This is a genomic window from Rhizobium indigoferae, assembly GCF_034554815.1.
GTDB classification, from domain to species: domain Bacteria; phylum Pseudomonadota; class Alphaproteobacteria; order Rhizobiales; family Rhizobiaceae; genus Rhizobium; species Rhizobium leguminosarum.
Window position 1 is genome coordinate 4,167,230 of the sequence record NZ_CP140635.1, and the last position, 23,618, is coordinate 4,190,847.

Genomic DNA, 23,618 nt, shown 5'->3' on the forward strand with positions numbered 1-23,618 from the left:
GTTATAAAGTTTTCTGAACGTCCGGATGAACGCACTACCCGCTTCGCGGAGCCTCGGCAGGCCTGGTCTATCAAGAATCGTTATATCCCCTCTCGAATTTTCGCGGTTCCAAGAGAAGCGGGCGGCGCCGATGATGATGGCAGCATCAATACCGCGGGAGCCTGCCTTGACCATTGACCGGGATTTTCTGGAAGACTTGAGAAAGCGCTTCGGCAGCGCTGCAGGCGGGGAGATGGAAGATCCGCACTTCCGCGCCGTGGCGGCGAGCGTATTCAAGGACGGCGACAGCCGCAAATGGCCCTTCGCCGATCCTGCGACCTTTCTGGACGCCCGTTTCATCGAGAACGGCTTGCGGCCCGAGGTGCTTGAGGCGCTTGACGTGGCCCTGATCGGCGTGCCGATGGATCTCGGCGTCACCAATCGTGCCGGCGCGCGGCTGGGGCCGCGGGCCGTCCGGGCTGTCGAGCGTGTGGGCCCCTACGAACATGTTCTGCGTGTCGCGCCGATGGGAGGGCTAAAGGTCGCCGACGTCGGCGACGTGCCGATGCGCAGCCGGTTCGGCCTGGCCGAGTGCCATGCCGACATCGAGGCCTGCTACCGGATGATCGCGGCAACCGGGGTTATCCCGTTGTCGGTCGGCGGCGACCATTCGATCTCCGGCGCCATTCTCAAGGGCCTGGCGGCCAGTCAGCCGGTAGGCATGATCCACATCGACGCTCACTGCGATACCGCTGGTCCCTATGAGGGCTCCAAGTTCCACCACGGCGCGCCCTTCCGCGAGGCAGTTCTGGCGGGCGTGCTCGATCCGAAGCGTACGATCCAGATCGGCATCCGCGGCGGCGGCGAATATCTCTGGGAGTTCTCCTTTGCCGCCGGCATGACCGTCATCCACGCCGAAGAGGTGGCGGAGATGGGCCTCAAGGCTGTGATCGCAAAGGCTCTGGAGGTTGTCGGCGCCGGTCCGACCTATCTCAGTTTCGACGTGGACAGCCTCGATCCGGCCTTCGCGCCGGGAACCGGCACGCCAGAAGTCGGCGGGCTTCAGCCGAGGGAGGTCCTGACCCTGCTGCGCGGCTTCAAGGGCATTAACCTCATCGGCGGCGACGTCGTGGAAATCGCGCCGCAATACGACAATACCACCAACACCGCGCAGATCGCCGCGCAGGTCCTGTTCGAACTCCTGTGCCTCGCGATGTTCAGTCCCGCGGTCAGGACAAACGTGACCTGAGAACCAGCTCCACACCGGCAGCCTGCCTCGCGCCCGCTGCCATCCATCACCTGTCGCACAACACGTCTCAAAAAGGGGAACGACATGACTGCTCTTATGAAATTGCGCTACACCGCCACCGCGGCAATTGCCGTGTTCGGCATCCTGGCAGGAGCCGCACAGGCCGACGAACTTGCCGATATCAAGGCCGCAGGCGAGATCAACATCGGCATCTTCTCCGATTTCCCACCCTTCTCTTCGGCAAGCGCCGATATGAGCATCAAGGGCTATGACGTCGACGTCGCCCAGAAGATCGCCGACGGGCTCGGCGTGAAACTCAATCTCGTGAGCGTTACTGGCCAGAACAGGATCGCCTACCTGAACGACGACCGCGTCGACCTGCTGATGAGCGTCGGCTATTCGAAGGAGCGCGCCGAGGTTATCGATTATGCCGCCCCGTACGCCCCCTACTATATCGCCGTCATCGGTCCGGCGGCACTGAAGGTGAGCGGCAAGGAAGACCTCGCCGACAAGACCGTTGCCGTCAATCGTGGGACGCTCGAAGACACATCGCTGACGGCTGCCGCCCCCGGATCGGCTGCGATCCAACGTTTCGAGAACTACAATTCGGTCATTCAGGCCTTCATATCCGGCCAGACCCAGCTGATGGTGGTCGGCAACGATGTCGGCGCGCAGGTTCTGGCGCGACAGGACGAACTGAAGCCGGAGCAGAAGTTCCAGCTCCTCAGCTCCCCCTCGCACATCGCGCTCCGCAAGGGCGAGGAAGGCCTGAAGAAGGCTGTCAATGACAGCGTCGCCGCAATGATCGCCGATGGTTCGCTCGACGCAAGCTCGAAGAGCTGGCTGAAAGCGCCGCTCAACCCTGAAAACCTGAAGGACTGACGAAGACGGCCTCCCACTCACCAGAGCATGATGCCGAAAACTGTAAGCGATTACGGTGGCATCATGCTCCCATTCTTTGGTTGAGAGGCGGATCGAGATTTCGGGCGACCCGACCCAGATCATCCGGCTCCAAAGGACAAAAGATGAGATACAGCCTCGATTTCAACTGGCTTTGGGACGGAATGGGAGCTCTGGCTTATGGCGCAGGCACGACGCTTGCACTGACGGCCTCCACATCAGTCCTCGGGATCGTTCTCAGCGTTCTCGGCGCGGCCGCGCGCCGGGGACCTTATCCATGGTTGCGCAAGGTCGTCGGCCTGTATGTGGAAATCATGCGCAATACACCATTCCTGGTGCAGCTGTTCTTCATCTTCTTTGGCTTGCCTAGCCTCGGCATTCGCCTCGATCCGATCTCTGCCGCAGTTCTTGCCATGACCCTCAATATGGCGGCCTACACGATCGAGGTGGTCGGGGCCGGGCTCGACGCCATACCGAGAGGCCAGAAGGAGGCGGCGCAGGCACTCGGCCTCAGGCCCCGGCTGGTGTTCTTCAAGATCATCCTGCCGCAAGCGATCGCCATCATTTTTCCGGCGCTGACGAGCCAGGTCATCATCATGATGCTGGAATCGGCGGTGGTTTCGCAAATATCCGTCCGCGAGCTGGCGCAGGAGGCCGATCTGCTTCAGTCGCGCACCTTCCGCTCCTTCGAGACCTATCTGGTGGCGACGTTGATCTACCTTTCAATGTCCGCCGCACTTCGCCGGCTCCTTTTCGCCGGGAAACGCCGTTTTCTGGGAGCCGGTCTGGCATGATTGAGTTCACCTTCTGGGACATTTTGCGCAATCTTGTCTTCGCGACACGCTGGACCCTTATGCTTTCGCTCGCAGCCTTTGCCGGCGGCGCCATCGTTGGCCTGGCGATCCTGTCTGCACGGATATCGAAAACGCGCTGGCCGCGCAGCTTCGCGTCCGGCTACATTGCCCTGTTTCAGGGAACGCCGCTCCTCATGCAGCTTTTTTTGATGTTCTTCGGCCTGCCGATGCTCGGTTTCCGGATCGAGTCATGGACCGCCGCCGTCGGCGGCCTGACGTTCTATGCTAGCGCTTATCTTGCGGAAATCTGGCGGAGCGGCGTCGAGGCGGTGCCGCGCGGGCAATGGGACGCTGCAGCCAGCCTGGGCTTGCATCGTCTCCTCGAACTTCGCCTTGTCATCCTGCCGCAGGCTTTCCGGATCACCCGTGCGCCGACTGTCGGGTTCTTGGTCCAGTTGATCAAGAGCACCGCACTGGCCTCGATCCTCGGCTTCGAAGAACTGCTGAAAACCGCGAACGCCATCAACAACGCGACCTTCGAACCTTTCAAGGTCTACGGTCTCGTCGCGGTGATCTTCTTCGCCCTGTGCTATCCGCTTACGCAATACGCCAGAACTCTGGAGAAGAAAGCGGCGTTTGGCTGAGCGGTGCCGAGTTGCTCCGCATTCCGATCGCAACGGAGTGTCCAAAGAGCCGATGCCGGTTGAAAAGCCGGTGCGCCGCGCGGCGGCGACACGGCTCTCGTTCAATCACACAGAACTCGCTTTATCCAGCAGTCAGAACTTCCTGAGAGATCGCTTCAATGACCGACACACAAATCCGTATTCTCGATGCCTGGACAACGGGCGAGCTTCTACCTTTCGGCGCGCTGGTCGCGACCCTGCGGCAAGCATTTGCCGAAGGCTGTGTTGTGCCGGTACGGCATCATCACACGATAGCCAATAGCGGCGAGCCGGATGCGACCCTGCTTCTGATGCCTGCCTGGCATGAAACGCACCGGTCGGAGCGCTACCTTGGCATCAAGATCGTCACCGTCTTTCCCGGCAACACGGTACGCGGCATTCCAGGTTTGACATCGACTTACATGCTCTATGATGGCCGGACCGGGATGCAGCTTGCGCTCCTTGACGGAAACACGATCACCGCGCGCCGCACGGTGGCGGCATCGGCCCTTGCCGCGGACTATCTTGCCCGACAGGACGCGCGCCGCCTGCTGGTGATCGGCGCAGGCCGCGTCGCGAGCCTCATACCCGATGCCTACCGCGCCGTCCGGCCGATCGCGCATGTGGATATCTGGGATATCGATCCCGCCAGTGCGGAACGACTGGCGCAGAGCCTCCGGCAACAGGGGCTCCAGGCCACCGCCGTCACGGATCTGGAAGCCGCGGCGCGGCAAGCCGATATCGTCAGCGCGGCGACGCTGGCGACAGCACCGCTTATCCGGGGCGAATGGCTACGGCCGGGCAGCCATGTCGATCTGATCGGCGGCTTCACCCCGGCGATGCGCGAGGCGGATGACGAGGCGCTTCGGCGCTCCTCGGTCTATATCGACACTCACGAGGCCCTTCACGAAGCGGGCGATCTGGTTCAGCCGATCAGAGCCGGCGTCATTGCTGCAGATGCGGTGCGTGCGACGCTTGACGAGCTGTGTCGCCGGGATATTCCAGCGCGGACATCCAATGACGAGATCACTCTCTACAAGGCAGTCGGAACGGCGTTGGCTGATCTTGCCGCCGCGACGATGGTGTATGAAGCCGCTTTGATCGCCGGCTGACGTCTTCTAGTCCGGCCGATCGCGAATGACGGAACGCGTACCGCCGATGTCTTGGAACACGATGCAGGTGCCCAGACAATCACCGCGATGCTGAGCGTGGCGCGATGTGAGACGTAGGCCGACAGCAGGCATAGATCGGACAAATGCCCATTAAAAGGAAGATGGCTGATCGAGGCATCGAGGACTTTGACTCGAACAAAAAGCCTCTGACTGAGGCTCCATCGTTTCACCGGGCTTGCTCCTACGGTCCACTCGATCGCTAAAGGTCAGCGACTTGTAGATGCATTCGCGTAAATGCGATTAAGCTTTCGATGTGGTGGGCGACAGCTCGGCGAGTTTCCTCGACGTCGCCCCGGTCGATCGCCTCGATGATAACGAGGTGTTCCGTGGAGTCCGGCTTCAGGCGATCTTTCAGGCGGTCGATTTCGAAGAGACGCGTGGTCGCCCGAAGCTCCCGCAATACCTTGGCCATTACCGCGTTGCCGCAATGATCGATGATCATATTGTGGAGATTGTCGTCGGAGAACCAGTGCGCGTCCGTGTGATACGCCGTCGCGTCCAGAAGGTCGTGAATTTCCTGCCGGACACTCATCAAAAGTCGTCGCGGAATAGCGTTGATCGACAGTACGGCTGCGTCAGGTTCGATCAACAACCTCAGTTTCAAGCTTTGAAGATACTCGCCGACATCCACCTGTCGCACGACGTAGTTTCGGCCATCGCCCTTGCGAACCAGGCCTTCGCCCTCCAACCTCTGCAGCGCTTCCCGCAGCGGCGTCCTCGAAATCCCGAGTGTTTCGGCAAGCCTTGCCTCAACGATGACATGCCCGCCTTTCAGCCGGCGATGCCGGATCATGTCGGACACGGCCTTGTAGGTCAGCGATGCAAGATTATGCTGCCCTTTCTCCGCAATTTTCCGACCCGGGGCCTCTAAGGCGTCTGTCACCGTTTGCCATTTCCTTGTTCTTTAAGGCGTTGGCCGCTCGACGCGGCATCGTGCTTTCCTTACGCGATCACTTGTTACATATGATAGCCGATTTGGAAAAGGACTGGAACGAGTGCAGATGGACGATGGTCTGAATGAAGTTGGCGACTCCAGCCTTGCTGACGAAACCTACCGTTCCCTGCTGGCCGATATTCTATCAGCCAGGCTCGCCGGGGGGTCGGTCGTTCAGCAACGCCGCCTGGCGACCAAACATGCTGTTTCGCGTTCTCCCATGCGCCACGCGCTGGGACGTCTCGAAGGAGAGGGACTACTTGTCAGAAACGAAAAAGGCGTTCTCTCGGTCAGGGTCATCAGTCTCAAGGACTACCTTGACAGTCTCACCATGAGGATGCTGCTCGAACCAACTGCCGCCGCGCTCGCCAGCCCCCATGTTTCGCGACTTGAACTGGACTCTTTGACAAGGATGCTTGACGAGATCGAGGCCGACCCCGAACCTGACCCTGAGGTGGTCTGGGCGTTTGACGACGCGCTTCACAACTATATCGCAAGCGAGAGCCGCAACCCCTTTATGGCAACCACGATCGGGGAGATGCGACGCTACACAACGATCTTCGAGCGACAGCTGCCTGTCGTGCGCGCGAAGCCGGGCGTGCGAGAACATCGAGCGATCCTGCTTGCCTTGGCCGCCAACGACGCCGAGGCGGCTCGCCGAGCCATGACCGATCATCTCGAAGTCGTCCGCCAAGGCGTCCTTGCGAACTACTGAATCGATGAATTGAGAATGCACTTGCATCCACGGTGAACTTTTGTATAAAAGTGGGATCCCACTTGAATGCAGGGTCGGGATCCAACGATAAAGAACCGAACTCCAGAGGCTCTCCATGCTCCGTTCACACTTCTCTCGCAGCGTTCTTGCCGCGTCCTTCCTGTCGATCACAGCGTCTTTTGCCTTCGCTCAATCCTGCGAACCCAAAGTGGCGGCAGGCGAGTTGATCAAGCCCGGCACGCTCGTCATGTCGACCAATCCAACGCTTCCTCCGCTCCAGTTCATCGACTCCACGGGCGATCTGAAGGGCATGCGCATCGACCTCGGCAAAGAGATCGCCAAGCGCCTTTGCCTTGAACCCGAATATGTCCGGATCGAATTCTCCGCGATGGTTCCGGGCCTGCAGGCTGGCCGTTGGGACATGATCAATACAGGCATTTTCTTCACCGAAGAGCGCGCCAAGATCATGCAGATGATCCCCTATGAAGATCAGGCCATCAGCGTCTCCGTGGCACCAGATTCGAAGAAAAACGTCGCCGCAAAAGATGATCTGGCCGGCATGACGATCGGTGTCGAAATCGGTGGTTTCGAGGAAACAAAGACACGCCTTCTCGACAAGGAACTGCGTGACGCGGGCAAGGAAGGCTTGACCATCCAGACGTTCGATAATTTCGCCCTCGCCTACCAGGCTCTGCGGGCAGGCCAGGTGCAGGGTGTCGTGTCGATCGACGCCGTCGCCAAGGAGTACGATTCTCGCGGGGACTTCAAACGGGCAATCAGCGGCCTCTACCCCGCTCCGGTCTCCGTCGCATTCAAAAGCCCGGCTTTGGCTGATGCCGTGTCTGCGACGTTGAAAGACATGAAGGCGGATGGATCGCTGAAGGCGCTCTTTGACAAATACGGTCTGCCGATGGTCGCGGGTGACTATTCGGTCAAGGGCCCCGGTCGCTGAACTGATTTCAAAGATCGTTTAGAGATGAGGCGGGGCGCGACCACGTCGCGCCAAACCTCTTGCAGAAAGTCGTCTTCATGTCGCTTTGGAACTGGTCTGGCTTTTTCGGTTATCTGTTCAACCCCTTTATACTTGGCGGGGTGTTCACGACCGTTTGGCTCACCGTCGTCTCGTTGATTGCGGGGCTTATTCTGGGCTTTGCTCTTGCATTGATGCGGCGATCGTCGCGGCGGGTGCCAACCTACATTGCCAAGGCGTATATCTGGCTTTTTCGCGGCACGCCGCTTCTTGTACAGTTGATTGCGATCTACACCGCGCTTCCGCTGTTCGGCATCAAATTCACCGTCATAGAGGCGGCGTTGCTCGGATTGGCTCTCAACGAGGCGGCTTATCTCGCGGAGATCATTCGTGCCGGAATCGAAGCCGTGCCGGAAGGCCAGACCCGGGCAGCACGCGCGCTCGGCATGACGGAGCGTCAGATCATGCGCTACATCGTGATGCCGCAAGCCTTCAAAGTTATCGTTCCGCCTCTCGGCAATTCGGTGAACGGTCTCTTGAAAACGACCTCTGTCACCTCCGTCATCTCGGTCGAAGAACTCCTTCGCCGGACCCAGGTTCTCATCCAGGAGCGGTTCATGGTGCTCGAACTGTTTGCGGTCGCGGCGATTTATTACCTCCTCCTCACAACACTCTGGGACTTCTTCCAGAGCCATATCGAAAAGCGTCTCGGTCAAGCCGGATCGCGGCTTTCCATGAACGAGAAGCGCTAGAACCAGGATTTTCAAATGCAGAAGACGTTCCGCGGTGTCTACACCGTGATGATTACTCCGTTGGATCCCAGCGGCGCGGTCGATCTGAAGGGGCTGGCTGCCTTTACCGACTGGCAGGTCAAAGAAGGTATCCATGGTCTTATCCCTCTTGGATCGACAGGTGAGTTTCTGTCACTCAGCGAGGAAGAGCGCGATGGTGTGGCGAGGACCGTCATCGAAACTGTCGCGGGACGAGTGCCTGTTCTGATCGGCACGGGAGCGGAAGATACGCGGGAGTCCATTCGCCTTAGCGTCAAGGCCGAGGCAATGGGGGCTGACGGCGTCATGATTATTCCGCCGTTCTATTCCACCCCAACGGATGACGAACTCGTTCACCACTACAAGAGCATTGCGTCTGCCGTGGCCATCCCGATTATGGTCTACAACAATCCCGCGACCGCAAACGTCGATCTGACGCCGGAGTTGGTCAAGCGCATCGCCGAAATCGACGGCTGCGACTATATCAAGGAGTCCACCCTCGAAGTGACGCGCGTGCGTGATATCATCCGACTGGCCGGCGACGATATGACTGTGTTCGGGGGCATACTCGGGTTCGAGTCTTTCGTTATGGGTGCGCAGGGTTGGGTGGCAGTGGCTTCAAATGTTGCGCCAGGACCGATGGCGCGGATCTTCGAACTTGTCGCAAATGAGAAAAAGTTCGATGAGGCAAGAGAGCTTTACCTCAAATGGCTGCCTGTCATTCAGGCGGTCGGGGGCCAGGCCTATGTCGCAGGAACGAAGTCACTGCTGACCCACATGGGATTTGGCGCAGGCCTGCCGCGTCCGCCGCGCCTGCCGTTGCCGCCCGCGCAGGATGCCGCCATGAAGAGGCTGGTGGCCGATTTCGGTCTGACGTTCAGCGTCTGAGGAATTCCATCATGCCCGTCGCTTCCATAAACCAGAGTTTGAGACCCGACGATGCGCGGGTCAGGCTCTCGGTCGACGGTCTGCAGATATTTGCCGAAAAGGGCATGTCTGTTGCCGCCGCCATCGAAGCGACGGGGCGGCATGAATTTTCCCGAGGCATCAAAGGCGAGGGCCGTGGCCTCTTCTGCGGAATGGGTGCCTGTCACGACTGTCTCGTGACGATCGACGGAAAAGTCAGCCAGCGGGCCTGCATGACCATTGTCGACGATGACATGCAAGTTCTGCGCCCTGCTGCGCGGCCAGATCTTGCCACTGGTCAGATTGCCGATCTCTGCAGTGTGCCGCATTCCTTGACGACAAGGACGATGGACGTTCTCATTGTCGGAGCGGGGCCTGCGGGGCTTGCCGCCGCGGAGGTCCTTGCTGCGGCCGGCGCCAAGGTGACTGTCATTGATGAACGACCGTCTGCCGGCGGGCAGTATTTCAAACAGCCCTCGACACGGAACGCCGCCGAGCGATTGAGTGGCGACGAGCAGGCGTTATCCGGCGCAGCGCTTATAGGGCAAGTGCGCGATCACGGCGTGACATTTCTAAGTGCTACGGTGGTGTGGGGTGCCGCACGTGACGACGACGGTTCGCTTATTATCGCCTGCTATGGGTCCGGCCATGCGTTTTACTGCAAGCCGAAAATACTCATCATCGCGACGGGGGCCTACGAACGCCCAACGCCGGTCAGGGGTTGGACACTTCCTGGTGCGATGACAACAGGGGCCGCCCAGACGTTGCTGAGGAGCTACGGAACCGTTCCCGGCCGAAGGATCGTTATTGCCGGAAACGGCCCCTTGAATATGCAGGTCGCCAACGAACTTCGAAAGGCAGGAGCCTCCATAGTCGCTTTGCTGGAAGCAGCACCACCACCGTGGTCTCGCCCTGCAGCAGCCTTCGGCCTTCTGACAACTGATCCCGCTCTCGCCCGTCACGGATTGCGCCAGATATCGACGCTTAGATCCGCGTGCGTCAAGATAGACTGGAATAGCGTACTCACCTCGATCAATGGTTCGCAGCGGGTGGAGAGCGTCACGTTCGCCGGACCAGACGGCGAGACCAATCTCGATGCTGACACGGTCCTTATCGGCGGCAATTTCACATCCTCCAATGAGCTGTCCCGGCTACTCGGATGCGGCCATGAGGTCGTCGGCGGCGATCTGCGGGCAGTGCGGGATCTCGACGGTCAGACAACGCTTGCAAACGTGCATATTGTCGGTGAAGCGGCCCGTTTCGGCGGCGCGCATGTTGCGATGGCAGAAGGGCAGATCGCCGCCGCCGCGATTGCTCGAAAATTGGGCCTCCTTGTCCAAACCGACGAAAGCCCAGTGAAACGGCTCGCCCGCCATAGACGGTTTCAGGAAGCCCTTTGGCAGGTCTTTGCGCCGAAGGACGATGCAAAGACAAAGACGGCAATTCTGCCAGATGATGCATTGATCTGCCGTTGCGAAGGCGTGACTTACGGTGTCTTGAGGACGCTCAGCGCAGATAGTGCGCGGGACATTTCGACATTAAAGCGCCTGTCGCGTGCAGGCATGGGGCGGTGTCAGAGCCGCTACTGCGGCAAAGCGATCGCTGACGTCGCGAAGGAACGGCACCTCGCTGGCGAAACGAGCGGTTTTCTGGCTCCGCAAATGCCACTTCGACCTATTCCGTTGGCAGCGCTTGCGGTCGAAAAGCCGGAATGGGGCGGCCACAAGCGCGCACTTTTGCCGGAAAAACCCGCATTGGCGAATCCTCAAGCTTTGCCGGTGGTGGAAACGTCCACGCTGGTGATCGGCGCAGGCATTGCAGGCCTTTCGACGGCGCTCTTCCTTGCCAGGGAAGGCGAGGACGTTGTGGTGGTCGAGCGCACTTTTGCGAATTCGCTGGCGTCTGGAGGGAATGCAGGAAGCCTTCATGCCCAGCTGCTTTCCTTCGACCATGGCGCCCGTGCCGAAGGTGGCGCCGGAGCGGCCGCACAAACACTTCCCCTCCAGCGCGATTCAATCGCTCTTTGGGCGGCGCTGCAAAGCGAACTCGGACAGGATTTCGAGATGAAGGTCACAGGCGGCCTCATGGTGGCCGAAACCGATGACCACATGCGTTTTCTGGCGGAAAAGGTCGGGGTGGAGTGCGCGGCCGGGATCGATTGCCGCTTGATCGGGCAAGAGGAACTGCGCTCCCTGGAGCCTGCCCTGTCTTCTCACTTCGTCGGCGCTGCCTACTGCTCCCAGGAGGGCAAGATCAATCCTCTCGTCGCGACGCAATATATATTGGAGGCGGCACGGCGAGACGGCGCTCAACTCTTCGAAAATTGCGAGGTCACCGAAATAAGGACCTCGGACGACGGGTTCGAGGTCAAGACATCGAGGGGCATGTTGCGGGCAAAACGGATCGTCAATGCAGCGGGAGCCTTCGCTTCAAGGATCGGCGCGATGCTCGGTGTCGATGTGCCGGTATTCGGTGCTCCGCTGCAGATGGTGGTTACCGAGGCCGCAGCACCTTTGATCTCGTGTCTCGTCGCCCATGCCGACCGCCATTTGACCCTCAAGCAGGCGGCAAACGGGAACTTCATCATCGGCGGCGGCTGGACCGCAGGCCTCGATCCCGTCCATCAACATCCACGCCCGCTACTGTCGAGCCTTGAGGGGAACCTTTGGGTTGCCCAGCACGTCGTTCCCGCTCTGCGCAAACTTCACCTCATCCGAAGCTGGGCCGCGATGAACATCAACATCGACGGTGCGCCGATCCTCGGCGAACATCCGTCAATGCCCGGGTTCTTCAACGCCGTCACTTCAAACGGCTATACGCTCGGCCCGATCGTCGGCCAGTTGACATCTCGGCTCATTCTCGGTCGCGAGACCGATAGAGCCTTGCAACCCTTTTCCATCGCGCGTTTCCAGAAAGGCCGGGCATGATTGAGATCACTGGCGTTACCAAATATTACGGTCAGTTCGCTGTCCTTAAGAACTGCTCGGTGAACGTCGAGCGCGGTGAGGTCGTGGTTGTCTGCGGTCCCTCGGGGTCGGGCAAATCGACGTTGATCAAATGCGTCAACGGGCTCGAGCAGTTTCAGGAAGGTTCGATCCGGGTGCATGGTATCGAAGTCGGCGACCCGAAGACCGACCTGCCGAACCTTCGCACACGAGTGGGCATGGTCTTCCAGAACTTCGAATTGTTTCCGCATCTGACGATCATCGACAATATCATGCTGGCGCAGAAGATTGTCATTGGCCGCAGCGACACGGCAGCCCACGCGAAGGCCATGGCGCTTCTTGATCGCGTCGGGCTGACGGACCACGCGAAAAAATATCCAAGCCAACTCTCCGGCGGGCAGCAGCAGCGCGTGGCCATCGCGCGGGCGCTCGCGATGGATCCGCTCGCCATGCTCTTCGACGAGCCGACATCCGCGCTTGATCCAGAGATGATTTCCGAAGTGCTCGACGTCATGACCGGATTGGCAAAGGACGGCATGACGATGATGGTCGTCACCCATGAGATGGGATTTGCCCGCCGGGTGGCGACACGCGTCATTTTCATCGATCAGGGCGAGATCGTCGAGGATCGTCCGAGCGAGGAGTTTTTCGCGGGAAAACACAATCCGCGAACCGAAGCTTTCCTTGGCAAAATCCTGCAACACTGAAGGTCAGGCTTGTGAGCGACTACGATCTCATCATCCAGAACGGCACGGTGGCGACTGCTGCGGATGTTTTCCAGGCGGATATCGGCATTAAAGACGGCAAGATTGTCCAGATCGGACAGAGCCTGTCGGGTGCTGCGCGCACGATCGACGCCTCGGGCAAATATGTCCTTCCAGGCGGCATCGACAGCCATGTCCATATCTCCCAGCCTTCGGGCGAAGGGATCGAGATGGCGGACGACTTCGAGAGCGGAACGCTGTCGGCGGTGTTCGGCGGCAATACGACCATCATGCCGTTCTGCCTTCAGGAAAAGGGCAAGTCGCTGCGAGAGGTGCTAACGGCCTATCATGCGCTCGCAGAGGGTCAGTGTTATACCGACGTCAGCTTTCATCTGATCATATCCGACCCGAGCGACGCCGTGCTGGGCCAGGAATTGCCAGCGCTTGTGGCCGACGGCTATCCGTCGCTGAAGGTCTTCATGACCTATGAGAGCCTGCGCCTCGATGACGCGCAGATCCTGAAGACGCTCGATGTCGCGCGACGGACGGGCGCCACCGTCATGGTCCACTGTGAAAACGAGGACGCAATCAGGTTCCTGATCGAAAAACACGAGCTGGCCGGCGACCTTGCCCCACGCGCTCATGCCTCCACCCGTCCGGTCGCTGTCGAACGTGAAGCCACGCACCGCGCCCTGACGCTCGCCGAAATCGTAGACGTTCCTGTTGTCATTGTGCATGTCTCGAACGGCGAGGCGATGGAAGAGATCGCTCGCGCAAGGACGAGAGGCGTCAAGGTCGTCGGGGAAACCTGCCCGCAATATCTGACGCTCACCGCCAAGGACCTCGACGGCATGGATTGGGAGGGCGCGAAACTTGTCTGCTCTCCGCCGCCGCGGGATGAAGATGCCCAGAAAGAATGCTGGCGCGGCATCGAGACCGGGGCATTCGAACTCTTTTCATCTGATCACTGTCCATTCCGCTACGACGACCAGCACGGGAAGCTTAATCCCAAAGGCCGCACGAATTTCAGGCACATTCCCAATGGCATTCCAGGCATCGAAACCCGCCTTCCCATCCTGTTTTCGCAAGGGTTCATGGCCGGACGCATCGATCTGCCGCGCTTTGTCGCCCTGACATCAACGAACCATGCAAAGACCTATGGCCTCTATCCACAAAAGGGAACGATTGCCGTAGGGGCGGATGCGGACATCGCGATCTGGGATCCAGCCATCCAGCGGACCATCCGCCATGCGGAACTGCATGATGGCGCAGACTATTCGCCCTACGAGGGGATCGAGATCACCGGCTGGCCGATAACGACAATTGTCGCCGGAAAAACTGTCGTCGAAAACGGCGTCCTGGTGGGTACCAAGGGCCACGGGCAATATCGGAAAGCCGCGGCGAGACAAATCAACAAGCAGTCAAATCTAACAAGAGCGACATCATGAAACTGAAAATCACAGCAGGCCCATTCATCTTCGACGCTGTCCTGGAAACTGCCAGAGCGCCCAAAACCTGTGAAGCATTCATCAAGCAGATGCCGTTCGATGGTAAAATCGTGCACGTTCGCTGGTCTGGCGAGGGCGTTTGGATCCCGCTTGGCGACCATGATTTCGGCGTCGGTTATGAGAACCATACAAGCCATCCGGCCCCCGGTCATATCATCCTTTACCCGGGAGGCATCAGCGAAACGGAAATCCTGCTTGCCTACGGAGGCGTCGATTTTTCATCGAAAATGGGCCAACTGGCTGGCAATCATTTCATCACAATCACATCCAATCTCGACCAACTCGCCGAAATAGGCCGCCTCACGCTGTGGGAAGGCGCGCAATCCATTCGATTTGAGGCCGTATCCTAAAGCATGTCGCGCAAAACTGTGCAGCGGTTTTGCGACAACGACATGCGTAAAAACAATGACCTAAAGCGCCACGAGCGAGGAAAGATCGCGACGCGCTTTAGGCGCAATAGCGCGAGGCGACAGGATTGATGCAGGCGTGCCAGCATCGCCTAACGCAGCGGTTGGCACGTTTCCTGCATTCTAGTCTTCGAGATTTTCTTCGAGATTTCCAATGGTGGACGAGGCCCGAAATGTCTTTTGATTTTGACTTCGAACTTGCGAAAAGAGCGGCGCAAGAACTGCCTCCGTCGCAGAAGCAGCCCAAAACGCGTAAGATGTCTCTTCTGCAGAGGCTCATGGCTTCGCCGCCAATTCCTCCTCGCCCGTCTTTCAGCATTCTGCGCCCATATAGAGGTGGTGATGCGCAATGACGCTGTGATACCCCTGTCGAGCAGGTAAGGCGGTGCTGTGCCGATGGTTCTATTCCCGTCGAGGCGGCGTCATTTCTGCGGATGCGGTGCGTGCGACACTTGACGAACTGTGTCGCCGGGATAGTCCAGCGCGGACGTCCAACGACGAGATCACTCTCTACAAGGCAGTCGGAACGGCGTTGGCCGATCTTGCCGCCGCGACGATGGTGTATGAAGCCGCCTTTGATCGCCGGCTGACGTCTTGTGGTCCGGGCGATCGCGAATGAGCGGAACGCGCCTGTTGCCGCGTTCCAATAGGCCGGCAGCCTCTGCTCCCAACGACTTCAATAGCGCGCATCTTCAAGGCCACAGAAAGGGTCTACCGGGTTGGTGCCGAGGAAGGGCTTGCGACCGAGCATACAATCAACGACGGCTTCCTGGACACTGTCCATGGTGGAGTACGCATTGATATAGGCCGGTACGCGGGGCGCATCGTAAAGGTGATAGGGATGCCCAAATGAGATCATTACGGAGGGAATATTCGTCCAGGGTCGGTACATGGCCTTGAAAAGGCCCCCACCACCCATCCTATGCCAGTCGACGAATATCCGGCCTCGTACGAGCAGCGACTCGTCGCCTAGCGCGTAGAGGACGAGGTCGAAGTCGTCGGGGGTCGGCACGATGTCCGGTCGGTCGATCGTGACTTCGAAACCTTCCTTCCGCAACAGCGCGGGTAGCAAGAATTCCAGTGGCTGCGGCATGAGCGGATGAATGATGCCGCCGTCGACCAGCAGCACACGCTTTGTCTTCGCTGGATCGAGCGGAAAGATACCATTGACGTCCTTCACAAGCGTAGGCGAGCGGCCGATGTATTCCCTTGATGCAGCGACATTGTCTGGATGCGCAAGCAGGTGGCGCGCTTCAGCCGCATCGGGGAGGACATCTGACGGTTGAAAAAGTTTGAGATGCGCCTTGAGCGCCAGCACGCGAAGAACCGCTTCTTCAAGTCGCTCCGGAGTAATTCGCCCATCTTCGACGGCAGCCTTGACCGCCGCCATATCCTCCTCAGGTTCATCGCTGAAGAGGATCATGTCGCAGCCATTTGCGATGATATCAGGCAGCGTATCGAGGTGGTGGCCCCAGGCGGACAGCCCTCCCATGGGTGTCGCGTCAGAGACGATGATGCCATTGAAGCCGAGTTCGTCTCGGAGAAGATCAACGTTCAGCAACCGGGAAACCGAGGCCGGTCTGAAAGCTTCAAGCCCGGCATCTGGCATCTTCGATCGAATATAGGCCGGAAGGGAAATGTGCCCACTCATTATTGCCAACACGCCTTCGGTGATCAGCGTTCCATAGAGCCGACCGAAGGTCTCCTTCCACTCGTCCATGGAAAGCGGATTAGTGGTCGTAACGAGGTGCTGATCGCGGTCGTCATATCCCTCGCCCGGCCAGTGCTTTGCGGTGGCGGCAACTCCATTTCGTTGGAGACCGTGAACATGGGCAACCGCGTGCCGCTCAATCTTGTTGACATCGGAGCCGTATGACCGTGTACCGACAATCGGTGATCGGAACGCGGTATTTATGTCGATGACTGGCGTGAAGGACCAGCGCACCCCCATCGCGCGGCCCTCGCGTGCCAATATTTCTGAACTTTTCTCGGTCGCCTGAACGTCGTCGACGGCGGCAAGGCCAAGTTGGCCCAGCACCGGAGTGCCGAAAGCGAAGGAATGACGGCTGCCTTCGAGGTCTGCGCTGATGATGGGCGGGACTTTGCTCTTGGCCACGAGGTCAGAGATGATCCGCCGCTCGAATTCGAGGTCAGCCGTGAAGAAACGGGTTACGCCGCCCGGCCTGAGTGAAGCAATGCGTTTGAAATCCTCCTCATCCGTCCCGATCATGATCAAGGTGAAGAGTTGGCCGATCTTGTCATCAAGATCGAGCGAGGCATAGGTGTCGTGGAGCCAGGATATCGCAGCGTCGTCGAGGTTGAACGGCGCTTTGCGAAGCTCGTCGTAAATCGTCATAAGTTCCCCCCGTTGATCAACGCTCTGCGGATAGCCCGTGTGAATATGCACGCTATCCCGTCATAAGCCAGTTCGGTGATGTCAGGTTAAGTTCGTCGGGAACATTTTGGATATCTCGTGCCGAGCGAAGCGCCACACCGTCGTCTTCTTGATTTCGCTGTCCTCCAGCGCCCGCGTTACCGGCACCTCATAAACCGCGCAGAATTCCAGTCGCTCTCTCGGCAGGTAACTACGTCCGGGGTCTCCGACCAGCACCCACTTGCCGTCGGCTGCCAGCTTCGCGAACCAGGGAACGAGCGCATCGGCGAAAGCGCGGTCGTAGAAGACGTCGCCGGCAAGCACGATATCAGCGTCGACGGCCTGCCCGATCAGATCGGCGCCGGTAAATCCGAGTGAAACGCGATTGGCCTCGGCATTCAGCCGGACTGCCGTCTCCGCCCAGGGATCGACGTCGCTAGCCATGACCTCCCGGGCACCGGCCATCACAGCCGCAATGCCGACAAGGCCGGAACCGCTGGCGAAATCCAGCACCCGCTTGCCGCGCACCGTCTCGGGATGATCGAGGATGTAGCGTGCCAGCCCCTGCCCGCCTGCCCAGGCAAAAGCCCAGAAGGGTGGCGGCAGGCCGATCGCTTGCAGCTCCTCCTCCGTCTTCAGCCAGAGCTCATGCGCCTCGCTTGCCAGATAGAGCGAAATCTCCGGCACATGCGGCGGCGGCATCAGGCTGGTATTGGCGCGGATGAAGGCTTCTGGATCAGTCTTCAACGCGGCGGATTGTCCAGTCCGCCCATTCGGCAGACTTCGAGATATTCTTCCTCGGTCACCGGCTGCACCGAAAGCCGCATCGAGGTGACGAGCGCCATCTTGGCGAGCTTCTCGCTCGCTTTGACATCCTTCAGCGTCACCGGCTTCGGCACGTCCATGACAGCGCGGATGTCGACGCAATCCCACTTCGGATCGCCCTTGGCGGAAGAATCGGGATGCGACAGGGCGCAGACTTCGACGATGCCGACGATCTCCAGCCCGTCATTGGAATGATAGAAGAACCCTTTGTCGCCGATCTGCATCGCCCGCATATTGTTGCGCGCCAGATAGTTGCGGACGCCGGTCCATTCCGTGCCCTTTTCGCCGGCAGCCTTCTGCTGCTCCCAGGACCAGGAAGCGGGTTCGGATTTATAGAGCCAGTGCGCCATGCTCACGCCTCCGGTTTGTTGAAGACCCAGTTGTAGGCCTTGACGTCGACGCTTTCGAATAGTCCGGCCTTGGCATAGGGATCGGCATCGGCAAGCGCACGCGCCGCCTCTTTCGATTCCGCTTCGACGATGATCAGGCTGCCGCAGGGCTTGCCGTCGTCATCGAGAAACGGGCCGGCGATCTTCAGCGTGCCCTCGGCGTTCAGCTTGTTCAAATGCTCGATATGCGTCGGACGCGTATCCATGCGCACGTTCAGATGTCCCGGTTTGTCCTTGCAGAGAAGGGCGAAAAGCATGTCTGTCTCCTATTCGGTGGTGATCGGACGCGTCATCAGCTGCTCTATCGCCTCCGCGATATCGAGCCTGCCGTCGATGATGGCTGAAACGGCATCGGTAATCGGCATGCTGACCTTCAATTCCGCAGCAAGCCGCGAGGCGACGGAGGCGGCAAACGCACCTTCCACCAGCGCACCATGCAGGGGATCGGTCTTGTCGCCACGCCCGAGCGCTATGCCGAAGCGCAGGTTTCGCGATTGATGGCTTGTCGCTGTCAGCACCAGATCGCCGAGGCCGGAAAGCCCGCGTACCGTATCCGCCTGCCCGCCCTTGGCGACGACGAAACGCGACATTTCCGCAAGTCCGCGCGCAATCAGCGCCGCACGCGCGGAATCGCCGATACCACAGCCCTCGACGATGCCGCAGGCGATCGCCAGCACATTCTTCAGCGCGCCGCCAAGCTGCACGCCGATCCGGTCGTTGGAGGCGTAGAGCCGAAAGGTTCGGCCTGATATGGCCTGAGCGAGCCGCTCCGCGGTCTCCATGTCGGCTGCCGCGATCGCCATCGCCGTCGGCAAGCCCTTGGCAATATCGGCGGCAAACCCCGGACCGGAGAGCACGGCGATCGGATGGTCCGGCAGTTCCCGCTCCAGCATGTCGGTCAGTAGATTGCCCGTCGTCCGTTCGATACCCTTGGCACAGGTAACGACGACAGCATCCTTGGAAAGATAAGGTCCATATTGCCGCGCCGCATCGGCCTGCGCCTGCGACGGCATCGCAAAAAGCACGATGGAAGCGCCGGCGACCGCATCCGCCTCGGCGGAAAATTCCAGTGTATCGGGCAGAAGAATGCCGGGCAGCACCGCATCATGCAGCCGCTCGGCCTTCAGATCGGCAATTAGTGACGGATCGCGCCCGACGAGCGTCACGGCGCTGCGGCCGGCAAGCGCGATGACGGCGGCAAGCGCCGTGCCGAAAGCCCCCGATCCAACGACGGCGATGTTTTCGCTCATGCCTTGGCCCCTCGTTTTCCGAAGCCGATCAGCGTTTCCGCATTGGAATCGAGCGGCCAGCGCGAACGCGGCTGCACGTCGAGCGCATCCGGCGCGGCACCGGTCGCCATCCGTTCCAGTCCTGCCCAGGCGATCATCACGGCATTATCGGTGCAGAGGTGCAGCGGTGGCGCGACGAAGCGGAAGCCGTTCTTGTCGCACAGCGCCTGCAGCGTGCCGCGCAGTTCGAGATTGGCGGCGACACCGCCGGCAACGACCAGCGCCGGCTTTTCGCCAGTAGCAGAGAATGTCGTCGGAAATTCCGTCTTGAACCGCTGCAGGCCGCGGCCGATACGGTCCTTCAGCGTCCGCGAAACTGCCTTCTGGAACGAGGCGCAGATATCCGCCACGTCCTGATCGCTGAGCGGCGCGATATCCTGCGCCGCCTGCCGCACCGCTGTCTTCAGGCCGGAGAAGGAGAAATCGAGCCGTGCCTCGCCGACCAGCGGCCGCGGAAAGTCGAACCGATCGGGATTGCCGTCCCGCGCCATTCGCTCCACCGCCGGTCCGCCGGGATAGGGCAGGCCGAGCAACTTTGCCGTCTTGTCGAAGGCTTCGCCGAGCGCATCGTCGATCGTCGTGCCCCAGCGCTCATACTGTCCGACGCCGCGCACCAGGATGAGCTGGGTATGGCCGCCGGAGACGAGCAGCATCAGATAGGGAAAGGACAGCCCGTCCGTCAGCCGCGCCGTCAGCGCATGGCCTTCAAGATGGTTGACCGCATAGAGCGGCTTGCCGGCGGCTCTGGCGATCGCCTTGCCGGTCATCAACCCCACAAGCAACCCGCCGATCAGCCCCGGCCCCGAGGTGGCGGCGATGGCGTCGACATCGTTGAGCGACACATTGGCGCGCTTCAGCGCCTCCTCGATCAGCTCGTCCAGCGCCTCGACATGGGCGCGTGCGGCGATCTCTGGCACCACGCCGCCATAGGCGCTATGCTCGTCGAGCTGGGAAAGCACGACATCCGACAGCACGTGGGAATGCCCCTCAGCATCGCGCTCGACGACCGCGGCGGCGGTCTCGTCGCAGCTCGTTTCGATGCCAAGGATGCGTAGAAAGGGAACCATGAAGCCTGTTCGTTGATTGCGATGGGATGGAAACCCGTTTACGAGAACTCCGGTAACAACGGAATAGAGCGGATGCAAACAAAACCTTTCCGGATCGGCACGCGAGGCAGCCCGCTGGCGCTTGCCCAGGCGCATGAGGCTCGCGACAGGCTGATGGCGGCGCATCATCTGCCCGAGGAAATGTTCGAGATCGTCGTGCTGACGACCAAGGGCGACCGCATCACCGACCGGTCGCTGGCCGAGATCGGCGGCAAGGGCCTGTTCACCGAGGAGCTTGAGCAGAAGCTTACCGCCGGCGAGCTCGATTTCGCCGTGCATTCCGCCAAGGACATGGCGACGAAGCTGCCCGAGGGACTTTATCTCTCCGCCTATCTGCCGCGTGAAGATATCCGCGACGCCGTCATCGGCCGCACCGCGCGCAAACTGATCGACCTGCCGCATGGCGCCACCGTCGGTTCCTCATCGCTGCGCCGCCAGGCACTGATCCGCCGCATGCGGCCCGACATCAACGTCATCACCTTCCGCGGCCTCGTCGAAACCCGCCTGCGCAAGCTCGAAGCGGGCGAGGTGGATGCGACCCTGCTGGCGCTTGCAGGCCTGAAACGCCTCGGCAAGGTCGACGTGCTGACCGATATCCTCGACCCCGACACCTTCCCGCCGGCGCCGGCGCAGGGGGCGATCTGCATCGAAAGCCGCATCGGCGATGCCAGGGTCGACGATCTGCTGGCGCCGGTCAACGACGGCCCGACCTTCGACACCGTCTCCTGCGAACGCGCCTTCCTTGCGGCACTCGACGGCTCCTGCCGCACGCCGATCGGCGGTTATGCCGTCTGCGAAGGCGACCTGATCCGGTTCTCCGGCCTCATCATCACCCCCGACGGCCGCAGCCAGCATGCGGTGACGACCGACGGCCACCGCCGCGATGCGGCAGCACTCGGGACCCGCGCCGGCCAGGACGTGCGCGCAAGGGCCGGCAGCGCCTTTTTCGACGACTGGCACTGAAGCGGCCATGCGCGTGCTCGTCACCCGCCCCGCGCATTCGGCGACGAGAACCGCACAACGTTTGCGCGATATGGGCCACGAGCCCCTGCTGCTGCCGCTGCGTCAGCCGCTGCACGACAGCGCCGCCGCCCTAGCCGCGCTTGCAACCACCAGCGGCGCAATCGCCGTGACCAGCGCCGAAGCCATCAGGGTCCTCTCCGCTCTCGGGGAGCAACTTCACCCGCATCTTGCCCGCCCGCTTTTTGCGGTGGGCGAAACGACGGCCGAAGAAGCGCGCAGCCTCGGCTTCCGATCGGTCGCCTCATCCCAGGGCAACGGCCGCGATCTCGCCGATCTCATCGCGGCGGAGAAACCGGGCACGCTGCTCTACCTCGCTGGCACCCCGCGCGCCGAGACTTTGGAAGGAAGATTGCGCGAGCTCGGCATCCATTTTTCCGTCGCCGAATGTTACCGCATGCAGCCGGCCGTCCCCGATCCCGCCGAGATCGACGCGATCTTCGCTAACGGTTACCCGGACGCCATCCTCTTCTATTCCCGCCAGACGGCCGTGGATTTCTTTCGCATGCCGGAATTCCTATCAGCCGGGCCGGAACACAGTAGAAGCCGCCTTCTCTGCCTCAGCGAAACGGTGGCGCAAGCCATCCCGACGGCTCTAAAAAAAAGCGTCGAGATTTCACCGATGGCGGATGAGAAAAGTCTTCTGTCGCTGCTTCGAAGGCTCTAACCGCCCAAATTTGATCTAACCTCTTCCCTTAACTGGCATCACTGTCTAGTTTCGTTGCAATGCAGAATAAAGAGGACCTCATGGTATCGGGAAACCCGCCACGCCATTCGAAGAGCGCCGACGAGCCGGTCACGATCGACCTCGATGCACAGGAATTCGCCGCTGCAGCCGATACCGAAAAACCGGTAGACAATGAAACTGCCGACGCCGACAGCACCGCTGCCGCCGATGTCGGCCTGCCGCCCGAAACCGAGACTGCGTCGCATGCCGAAAATGAAGAGAAGCCTGTGATGGATGCGCCGGAGGAGGAACCGGCAGCACCAGAACCTTCCTTCACGCCTCCTCCCGAACAGCCTGCGCCGAAGAGCGCCGGCACCTCTGGTTTCATTGCCGCGGGCATTTTCGGCGGCCTGGTGGCGCTGCTTGGCGCCGGCGCTATCCAGTATGCCGGCTACCTCCCAGGCTCCTCCGCGCCGCAGACGACCTCGCCGGAAACGGCCGATCTTTCCGGCGAGATCGACGGCCTGAAACAGGCCGTCGCCAACCTTGCCGCCAATCCGGCGAGCGCTGATAATGGTGAGCTTGAGAAGCGCGTCGCTGCGCTGGAAACGGCTGCGAAAACGCCCGCGGTCGCCGCCCCGGCTGATTCTGTTAACGTCGAGGCACTCAACCAGAAGATTGCGGAACTGACCGGTCAGGTCGACCAGCTGCGCTCGACGCTTACCCAGTCATCCGAGCAGCAGACGACGAATGGCGCCGATATCGCCAAGCGCCTCGAAGAGGCCGAAAAGAAGCTGAACGAACCGCGCGAGGACGTTGCCGTTGCCCGTGCCATCGCCGCCGCCGCCCTGAAGGCGGCGATCGATCGTGGTGGCCCGTTCCTGGCCGAACTCGACACCTTCGCCGGCGTCGCACCCGACGATCCTGCTGTCGCCGACCTCAGAGCCTTTGCCGAGACCGGCATTCCCTCACGCGCCGAGCTGGTGGGCGAGGTTCCCGATGTCGCCACCGCGATCGTCGAAGCCGTCAACCAGCCGGATCCGAACCAGAGCTGGTCGGACCGGTTGATGTCGAGCGCCAAATCGCTGGTGAGCGTCCGTCCCGTCGGCAATATCGAGGGCGAAAGCGTCGAAGCCATCGTCGCCCGCATGGAGGACAAGGTGAAAAGCGGCGACCTGCCCGGCGCATCCGCCGAATGGAACAATCTGCCGGCCCGCGGCAAGCAGGCGTCCACCGCCTTCAAGCAATCGCTCGAAGCGCGCATCCGCGTCGAGGAACTGGTCGGCGGGGCGCTGTCGAAAGCGGTTTCCGGCACCGGCAAGGAAGGATGAGA

At 60.6% G+C, this 23,618-nt stretch carries 23 protein-coding genes and 1 pseudogene; 17 read left to right on the plus strand and 7 right to left on the minus strand.

Annotated features, from left to right (window positions below; genetic code table 11):
• The first annotated feature begins 166 nt into the window (after positions 1–166).
• From speB to lhpI, 5 genes are all read left to right on the plus strand, one after another.
• Entirely contained in the window at positions 167–1,228 is a 1,062-nt protein-coding gene (gene speB, locus U5G49_RS20545) for an agmatinase (protein WP_182564522.1), read from the plus strand.
• An 84-nt stretch (positions 1,229–1,312) separates the two neighbouring features.
• Positions 1,313–2,110 (plus strand): transporter substrate-binding domain-containing protein, encoded by a 798-nt coding sequence (locus U5G49_RS20550; RefSeq protein WP_018243903.1) that lies wholly within the window; start codon positions 1,313–1,315, stop codon positions 2,108–2,110.
• Between the two features lie 143 nt (positions 2,111–2,253).
• Positions 2,254–2,922 (plus strand): amino acid ABC transporter permease, encoded by a 669-nt coding sequence (locus tag U5G49_RS20555; protein WP_018243904.1) that lies wholly within the window; start codon positions 2,254–2,256, stop codon positions 2,920–2,922.
• Positions 2,919–3,566 (plus strand): amino acid ABC transporter permease, encoded by a 648-nt coding sequence (locus U5G49_RS20560; protein ID WP_193444615.1) that lies wholly within the window; start codon positions 2,919–2,921, stop codon positions 3,564–3,566. Before U5G49_RS20555 ends, U5G49_RS20560 begins: the two co-directional genes overlap by 4 nt.
• 158 nt (positions 3,567–3,724) lie before the next feature.
• Positions 3,725–4,696, plus strand: coding sequence for a bifunctional Delta(1)-pyrroline-2-carboxylate/Delta(1)-piperideine-2-carboxylate reductase (gene lhpI / locus U5G49_RS20565; RefSeq protein WP_193444614.1), 972 nt, complete (start codon positions 3,725–3,727; stop codon positions 4,694–4,696).
• A gap of 259 nt (positions 4,697–4,955) precedes the next feature.
• Here lhpI and U5G49_RS20570 read toward each other — a convergent pair whose 3' ends face one another.
• Positions 4,956–5,639 carry a GntR family transcriptional regulator gene (locus tag U5G49_RS20570; protein WP_018243919.1) on the minus strand — a complete coding sequence of 228 codons (684 nt, stop codon included), beginning with the start codon at positions 5,637–5,639 and terminating at the stop codon, positions 4,956–4,958.
• Between the two features lie 112 nt (positions 5,640–5,751).
• Between U5G49_RS20570 and U5G49_RS20575 the strand changes: the two genes are divergently transcribed.
• The 9 genes and pseudogenes from U5G49_RS20575 to U5G49_RS20615 all read left to right on the plus strand — a co-directional run.
• Entirely contained in the window at positions 5,752–6,405 is a 654-nt protein-coding gene (locus U5G49_RS20575) for a GntR family transcriptional regulator (RefSeq protein WP_018243920.1), read from the plus strand.
• Between the two features lie 115 nt (positions 6,406–6,520).
• Positions 6,521–7,357: an ABC transporter substrate-binding protein gene (locus tag U5G49_RS20580; protein WP_018243921.1), complete on the plus strand. Its 837-nt coding sequence runs from the start codon at positions 6,521–6,523 to the stop codon at positions 7,355–7,357.
• 77 nt (positions 7,358–7,434) lie between these two features.
• Positions 7,435–8,127 carry an amino acid ABC transporter permease gene (locus U5G49_RS20585; protein WP_026188548.1) on the plus strand — a complete coding sequence of 231 codons (693 nt, stop codon included), beginning with the start codon at positions 7,435–7,437 and terminating at the stop codon, positions 8,125–8,127.
• Positions 8,128–8,142: 15 nt separating this feature from the next.
• Positions 8,143–9,033 carry a 4-hydroxy-tetrahydrodipicolinate synthase gene (dapA, locus tag U5G49_RS20590; protein ID WP_128460788.1) on the plus strand — a complete coding sequence of 297 codons (891 nt, stop codon included), beginning with the start codon at positions 8,143–8,145 and terminating at the stop codon, positions 9,031–9,033.
• Positions 9,034–9,044: 11 nt separating this feature from the next.
• On the plus strand, positions 9,045–11,978 hold the full coding sequence (locus U5G49_RS20595; protein ID WP_376770324.1) for an FAD-dependent oxidoreductase: 2,934 nt from the start codon (positions 9,045–9,047) through the stop codon (positions 11,976–11,978).
• Positions 11,975–12,703, plus strand: a complete 729-nt coding sequence (locus U5G49_RS20600) for an amino acid ABC transporter ATP-binding protein (RefSeq protein WP_112905459.1) — start codon at positions 11,975–11,977, stop codon at positions 12,701–12,703. The genes U5G49_RS20595 and U5G49_RS20600 overlap by 4 nt, the downstream gene beginning before the upstream one ends.
• Positions 12,704–12,714: 11 nt before the next feature.
• Positions 12,715–14,148 (plus strand): dihydropyrimidinase, encoded by a 1,434-nt coding sequence (gene hydA / locus U5G49_RS20605; RefSeq protein WP_130769156.1) that lies wholly within the window; start codon positions 12,715–12,717, stop codon positions 14,146–14,148.
• A complete protein-coding gene (locus tag U5G49_RS20610) occupies positions 14,145–14,558 on the plus strand; it encodes a DUF3830 family protein (RefSeq protein ID WP_018072093.1) in 414 nt (137 codons plus the stop codon). The genes hydA and U5G49_RS20610 overlap by 4 nt, the downstream gene beginning before the upstream one ends.
• Before the next feature lie 469 nt (positions 14,559–15,027).
• Positions 15,028–15,234 (plus strand): annotated as a pseudogene (locus U5G49_RS20615) (hypothetical protein); the annotation flags it as partial.
• A gap of 57 nt (positions 15,235–15,291) precedes the next feature.
• Here U5G49_RS20615 and U5G49_RS20620 read toward each other — a convergent pair.
• The 6 genes from U5G49_RS20620 to tsaD all read right to left on the minus strand — a co-directional run bounded on the left by U5G49_RS20620 (position 15,292) and on the right by tsaD (position 20,559).
• Complete coding sequence (locus U5G49_RS20620; protein WP_193444613.1) at positions 15,292–16,971, minus strand: glycoside hydrolase family 3 protein; 1,680 nt, start codon at positions 16,969–16,971, stop codon at positions 15,292–15,294.
• 81 nt (positions 16,972–17,052) lie between these two features.
• A complete protein-coding gene (locus U5G49_RS20625; RefSeq protein WP_193444612.1) occupies positions 17,053–17,736 on the minus strand; it encodes a class I SAM-dependent methyltransferase in 684 nt (227 codons plus the stop codon).
• Entirely contained in the window at positions 17,733–18,164 is a 432-nt protein-coding gene (locus U5G49_RS20630) for an EVE domain-containing protein (protein WP_003543603.1), read from the minus strand. The genes U5G49_RS20625 and U5G49_RS20630 overlap by 4 nt, the downstream gene beginning before the upstream one ends.
• 2 nt (positions 18,165–18,166) lie before the next feature.
• Positions 18,167–18,460 (minus strand): YciI-like protein, encoded by a 294-nt coding sequence (locus U5G49_RS20635; protein ID WP_003543605.1) that lies wholly within the window; start codon positions 18,458–18,460, stop codon positions 18,167–18,169.
• Between the two features lie 9 nt (positions 18,461–18,469).
• Positions 18,470–19,453 carry an NAD(P)H-dependent glycerol-3-phosphate dehydrogenase gene (locus U5G49_RS20640; protein WP_193444611.1) on the minus strand — a complete coding sequence of 328 codons (984 nt, stop codon included), beginning with the start codon at positions 19,451–19,453 and terminating at the stop codon, positions 18,470–18,472.
• Complete coding sequence (gene tsaD, locus U5G49_RS20645; protein WP_131646907.1) at positions 19,450–20,559, minus strand: tRNA (adenosine(37)-N6)-threonylcarbamoyltransferase complex transferase subunit TsaD; 1,110 nt, start codon at positions 20,557–20,559, stop codon at positions 19,450–19,452. The genes U5G49_RS20640 and tsaD overlap by 4 nt, the downstream gene beginning before the upstream one ends.
• 72 nt (positions 20,560–20,631) lie before the next feature.
• Between tsaD and hemC the strand changes: the two genes are divergently transcribed.
• From hemC to U5G49_RS20660, 3 genes are read left to right on the plus strand one after another with little or no spacing between them, the layout of a single operon-like run.
• Positions 20,632–21,561: a hydroxymethylbilane synthase gene (hemC, locus tag U5G49_RS20650; protein ID WP_018448223.1), complete on the plus strand. Its 930-nt coding sequence runs from the start codon at positions 20,632–20,634 to the stop codon at positions 21,559–21,561.
• A gap of 7 nt (positions 21,562–21,568) precedes the next feature.
• The gene (locus tag U5G49_RS20655) at positions 21,569–22,285 is read left to right on the plus strand and encodes a uroporphyrinogen-III synthase (protein WP_193444610.1); all 717 of its coding nucleotides are present in this window, start codon (positions 21,569–21,571) and stop codon (positions 22,283–22,285) included.
• A 59-nt stretch (positions 22,286–22,344) separates the two neighbouring features.
• Positions 22,345–23,616, plus strand: coding sequence for a COG4223 family protein (locus U5G49_RS20660; protein WP_193444609.1), 1,272 nt, complete (start codon positions 22,345–22,347; stop codon positions 23,614–23,616).
• Positions 23,617–23,618: the final 2 nt, after the last annotated feature.

Coding starts and splice junctions, on each gene's coding strand:
- U5G49_RS20550 (WP_018243903.1), top strand. CDS start 1,313: ATGACTGCTCTTATGAAATTGCGCTACACCGCCACCGCGGCAATTGCC.
- U5G49_RS20555 (WP_018243904.1), top strand. CDS start 2,254: ATGAGATACAGCCTCGATTTCAACTGGCTTTGGGACGGAATGGGAGCT.
- U5G49_RS20560 (WP_193444615.1), top strand. CDS start 2,919: ATGATTGAGTTCACCTTCTGGGACATTTTGCGCAATCTTGTCTTCGCG.
- lhpI (WP_193444614.1), top strand. CDS start 3,725: ATGACCGACACACAAATCCGTATTCTCGATGCCTGGACAACGGGCGAG.
- U5G49_RS20580 (WP_018243921.1), top strand. CDS start 6,521: ATGCTCCGTTCACACTTCTCTCGCAGCGTTCTTGCCGCGTCCTTCCTG.
- U5G49_RS20585 (WP_026188548.1), top strand. CDS start 7,435: ATGTCGCTTTGGAACTGGTCTGGCTTTTTCGGTTATCTGTTCAACCCC.
- dapA (WP_128460788.1), top strand. CDS start 8,143: ATGCAGAAGACGTTCCGCGGTGTCTACACCGTGATGATTACTCCGTTG.
- U5G49_RS20595 (WP_376770324.1), top strand. CDS start 9,045: ATGCCCGTCGCTTCCATAAACCAGAGTTTGAGACCCGACGATGCGCGG.
- U5G49_RS20600 (WP_112905459.1), top strand. CDS start 11,975: ATGATTGAGATCACTGGCGTTACCAAATATTACGGTCAGTTCGCTGTC.
- U5G49_RS20610 (WP_018072093.1), top strand. CDS start 14,145: ATGAAACTGAAAATCACAGCAGGCCCATTCATCTTCGACGCTGTCCTG.
- U5G49_RS20620 (WP_193444613.1), bottom strand. CDS start 16,971: ATGACGATTTACGACGAGCTTCGCAAAGCGCCGTTCAACCTCGACGAC.
- U5G49_RS20630 (WP_003543603.1), bottom strand. CDS start 18,164: ATGGCGCACTGGCTCTATAAATCCGAACCCGCTTCCTGGTCCTGGGAG.
- U5G49_RS20635 (WP_003543605.1), bottom strand. CDS start 18,460: ATGCTTTTCGCCCTTCTCTGCAAGGACAAACCGGGACATCTGAACGTG.
- U5G49_RS20640 (WP_193444611.1), bottom strand. CDS start 19,453: ATGAGCGAAAACATCGCCGTCGTTGGATCGGGGGCTTTCGGCACGGCG.
- tsaD (WP_131646907.1), bottom strand. CDS start 20,559: ATGGTTCCCTTTCTACGCATCCTTGGCATCGAAACGAGCTGCGACGAG.
- hemC (WP_018448223.1), top strand. CDS start 20,632: ATGCAAACAAAACCTTTCCGGATCGGCACGCGAGGCAGCCCGCTGGCG.
- U5G49_RS20655 (WP_193444610.1), top strand. CDS start 21,569: ATGCGCGTGCTCGTCACCCGCCCCGCGCATTCGGCGACGAGAACCGCA.
- U5G49_RS20660 (WP_193444609.1), top strand. CDS start 22,345: ATGCAGAATAAAGAGGACCTCATGGTATCGGGAAACCCGCCACGCCAT.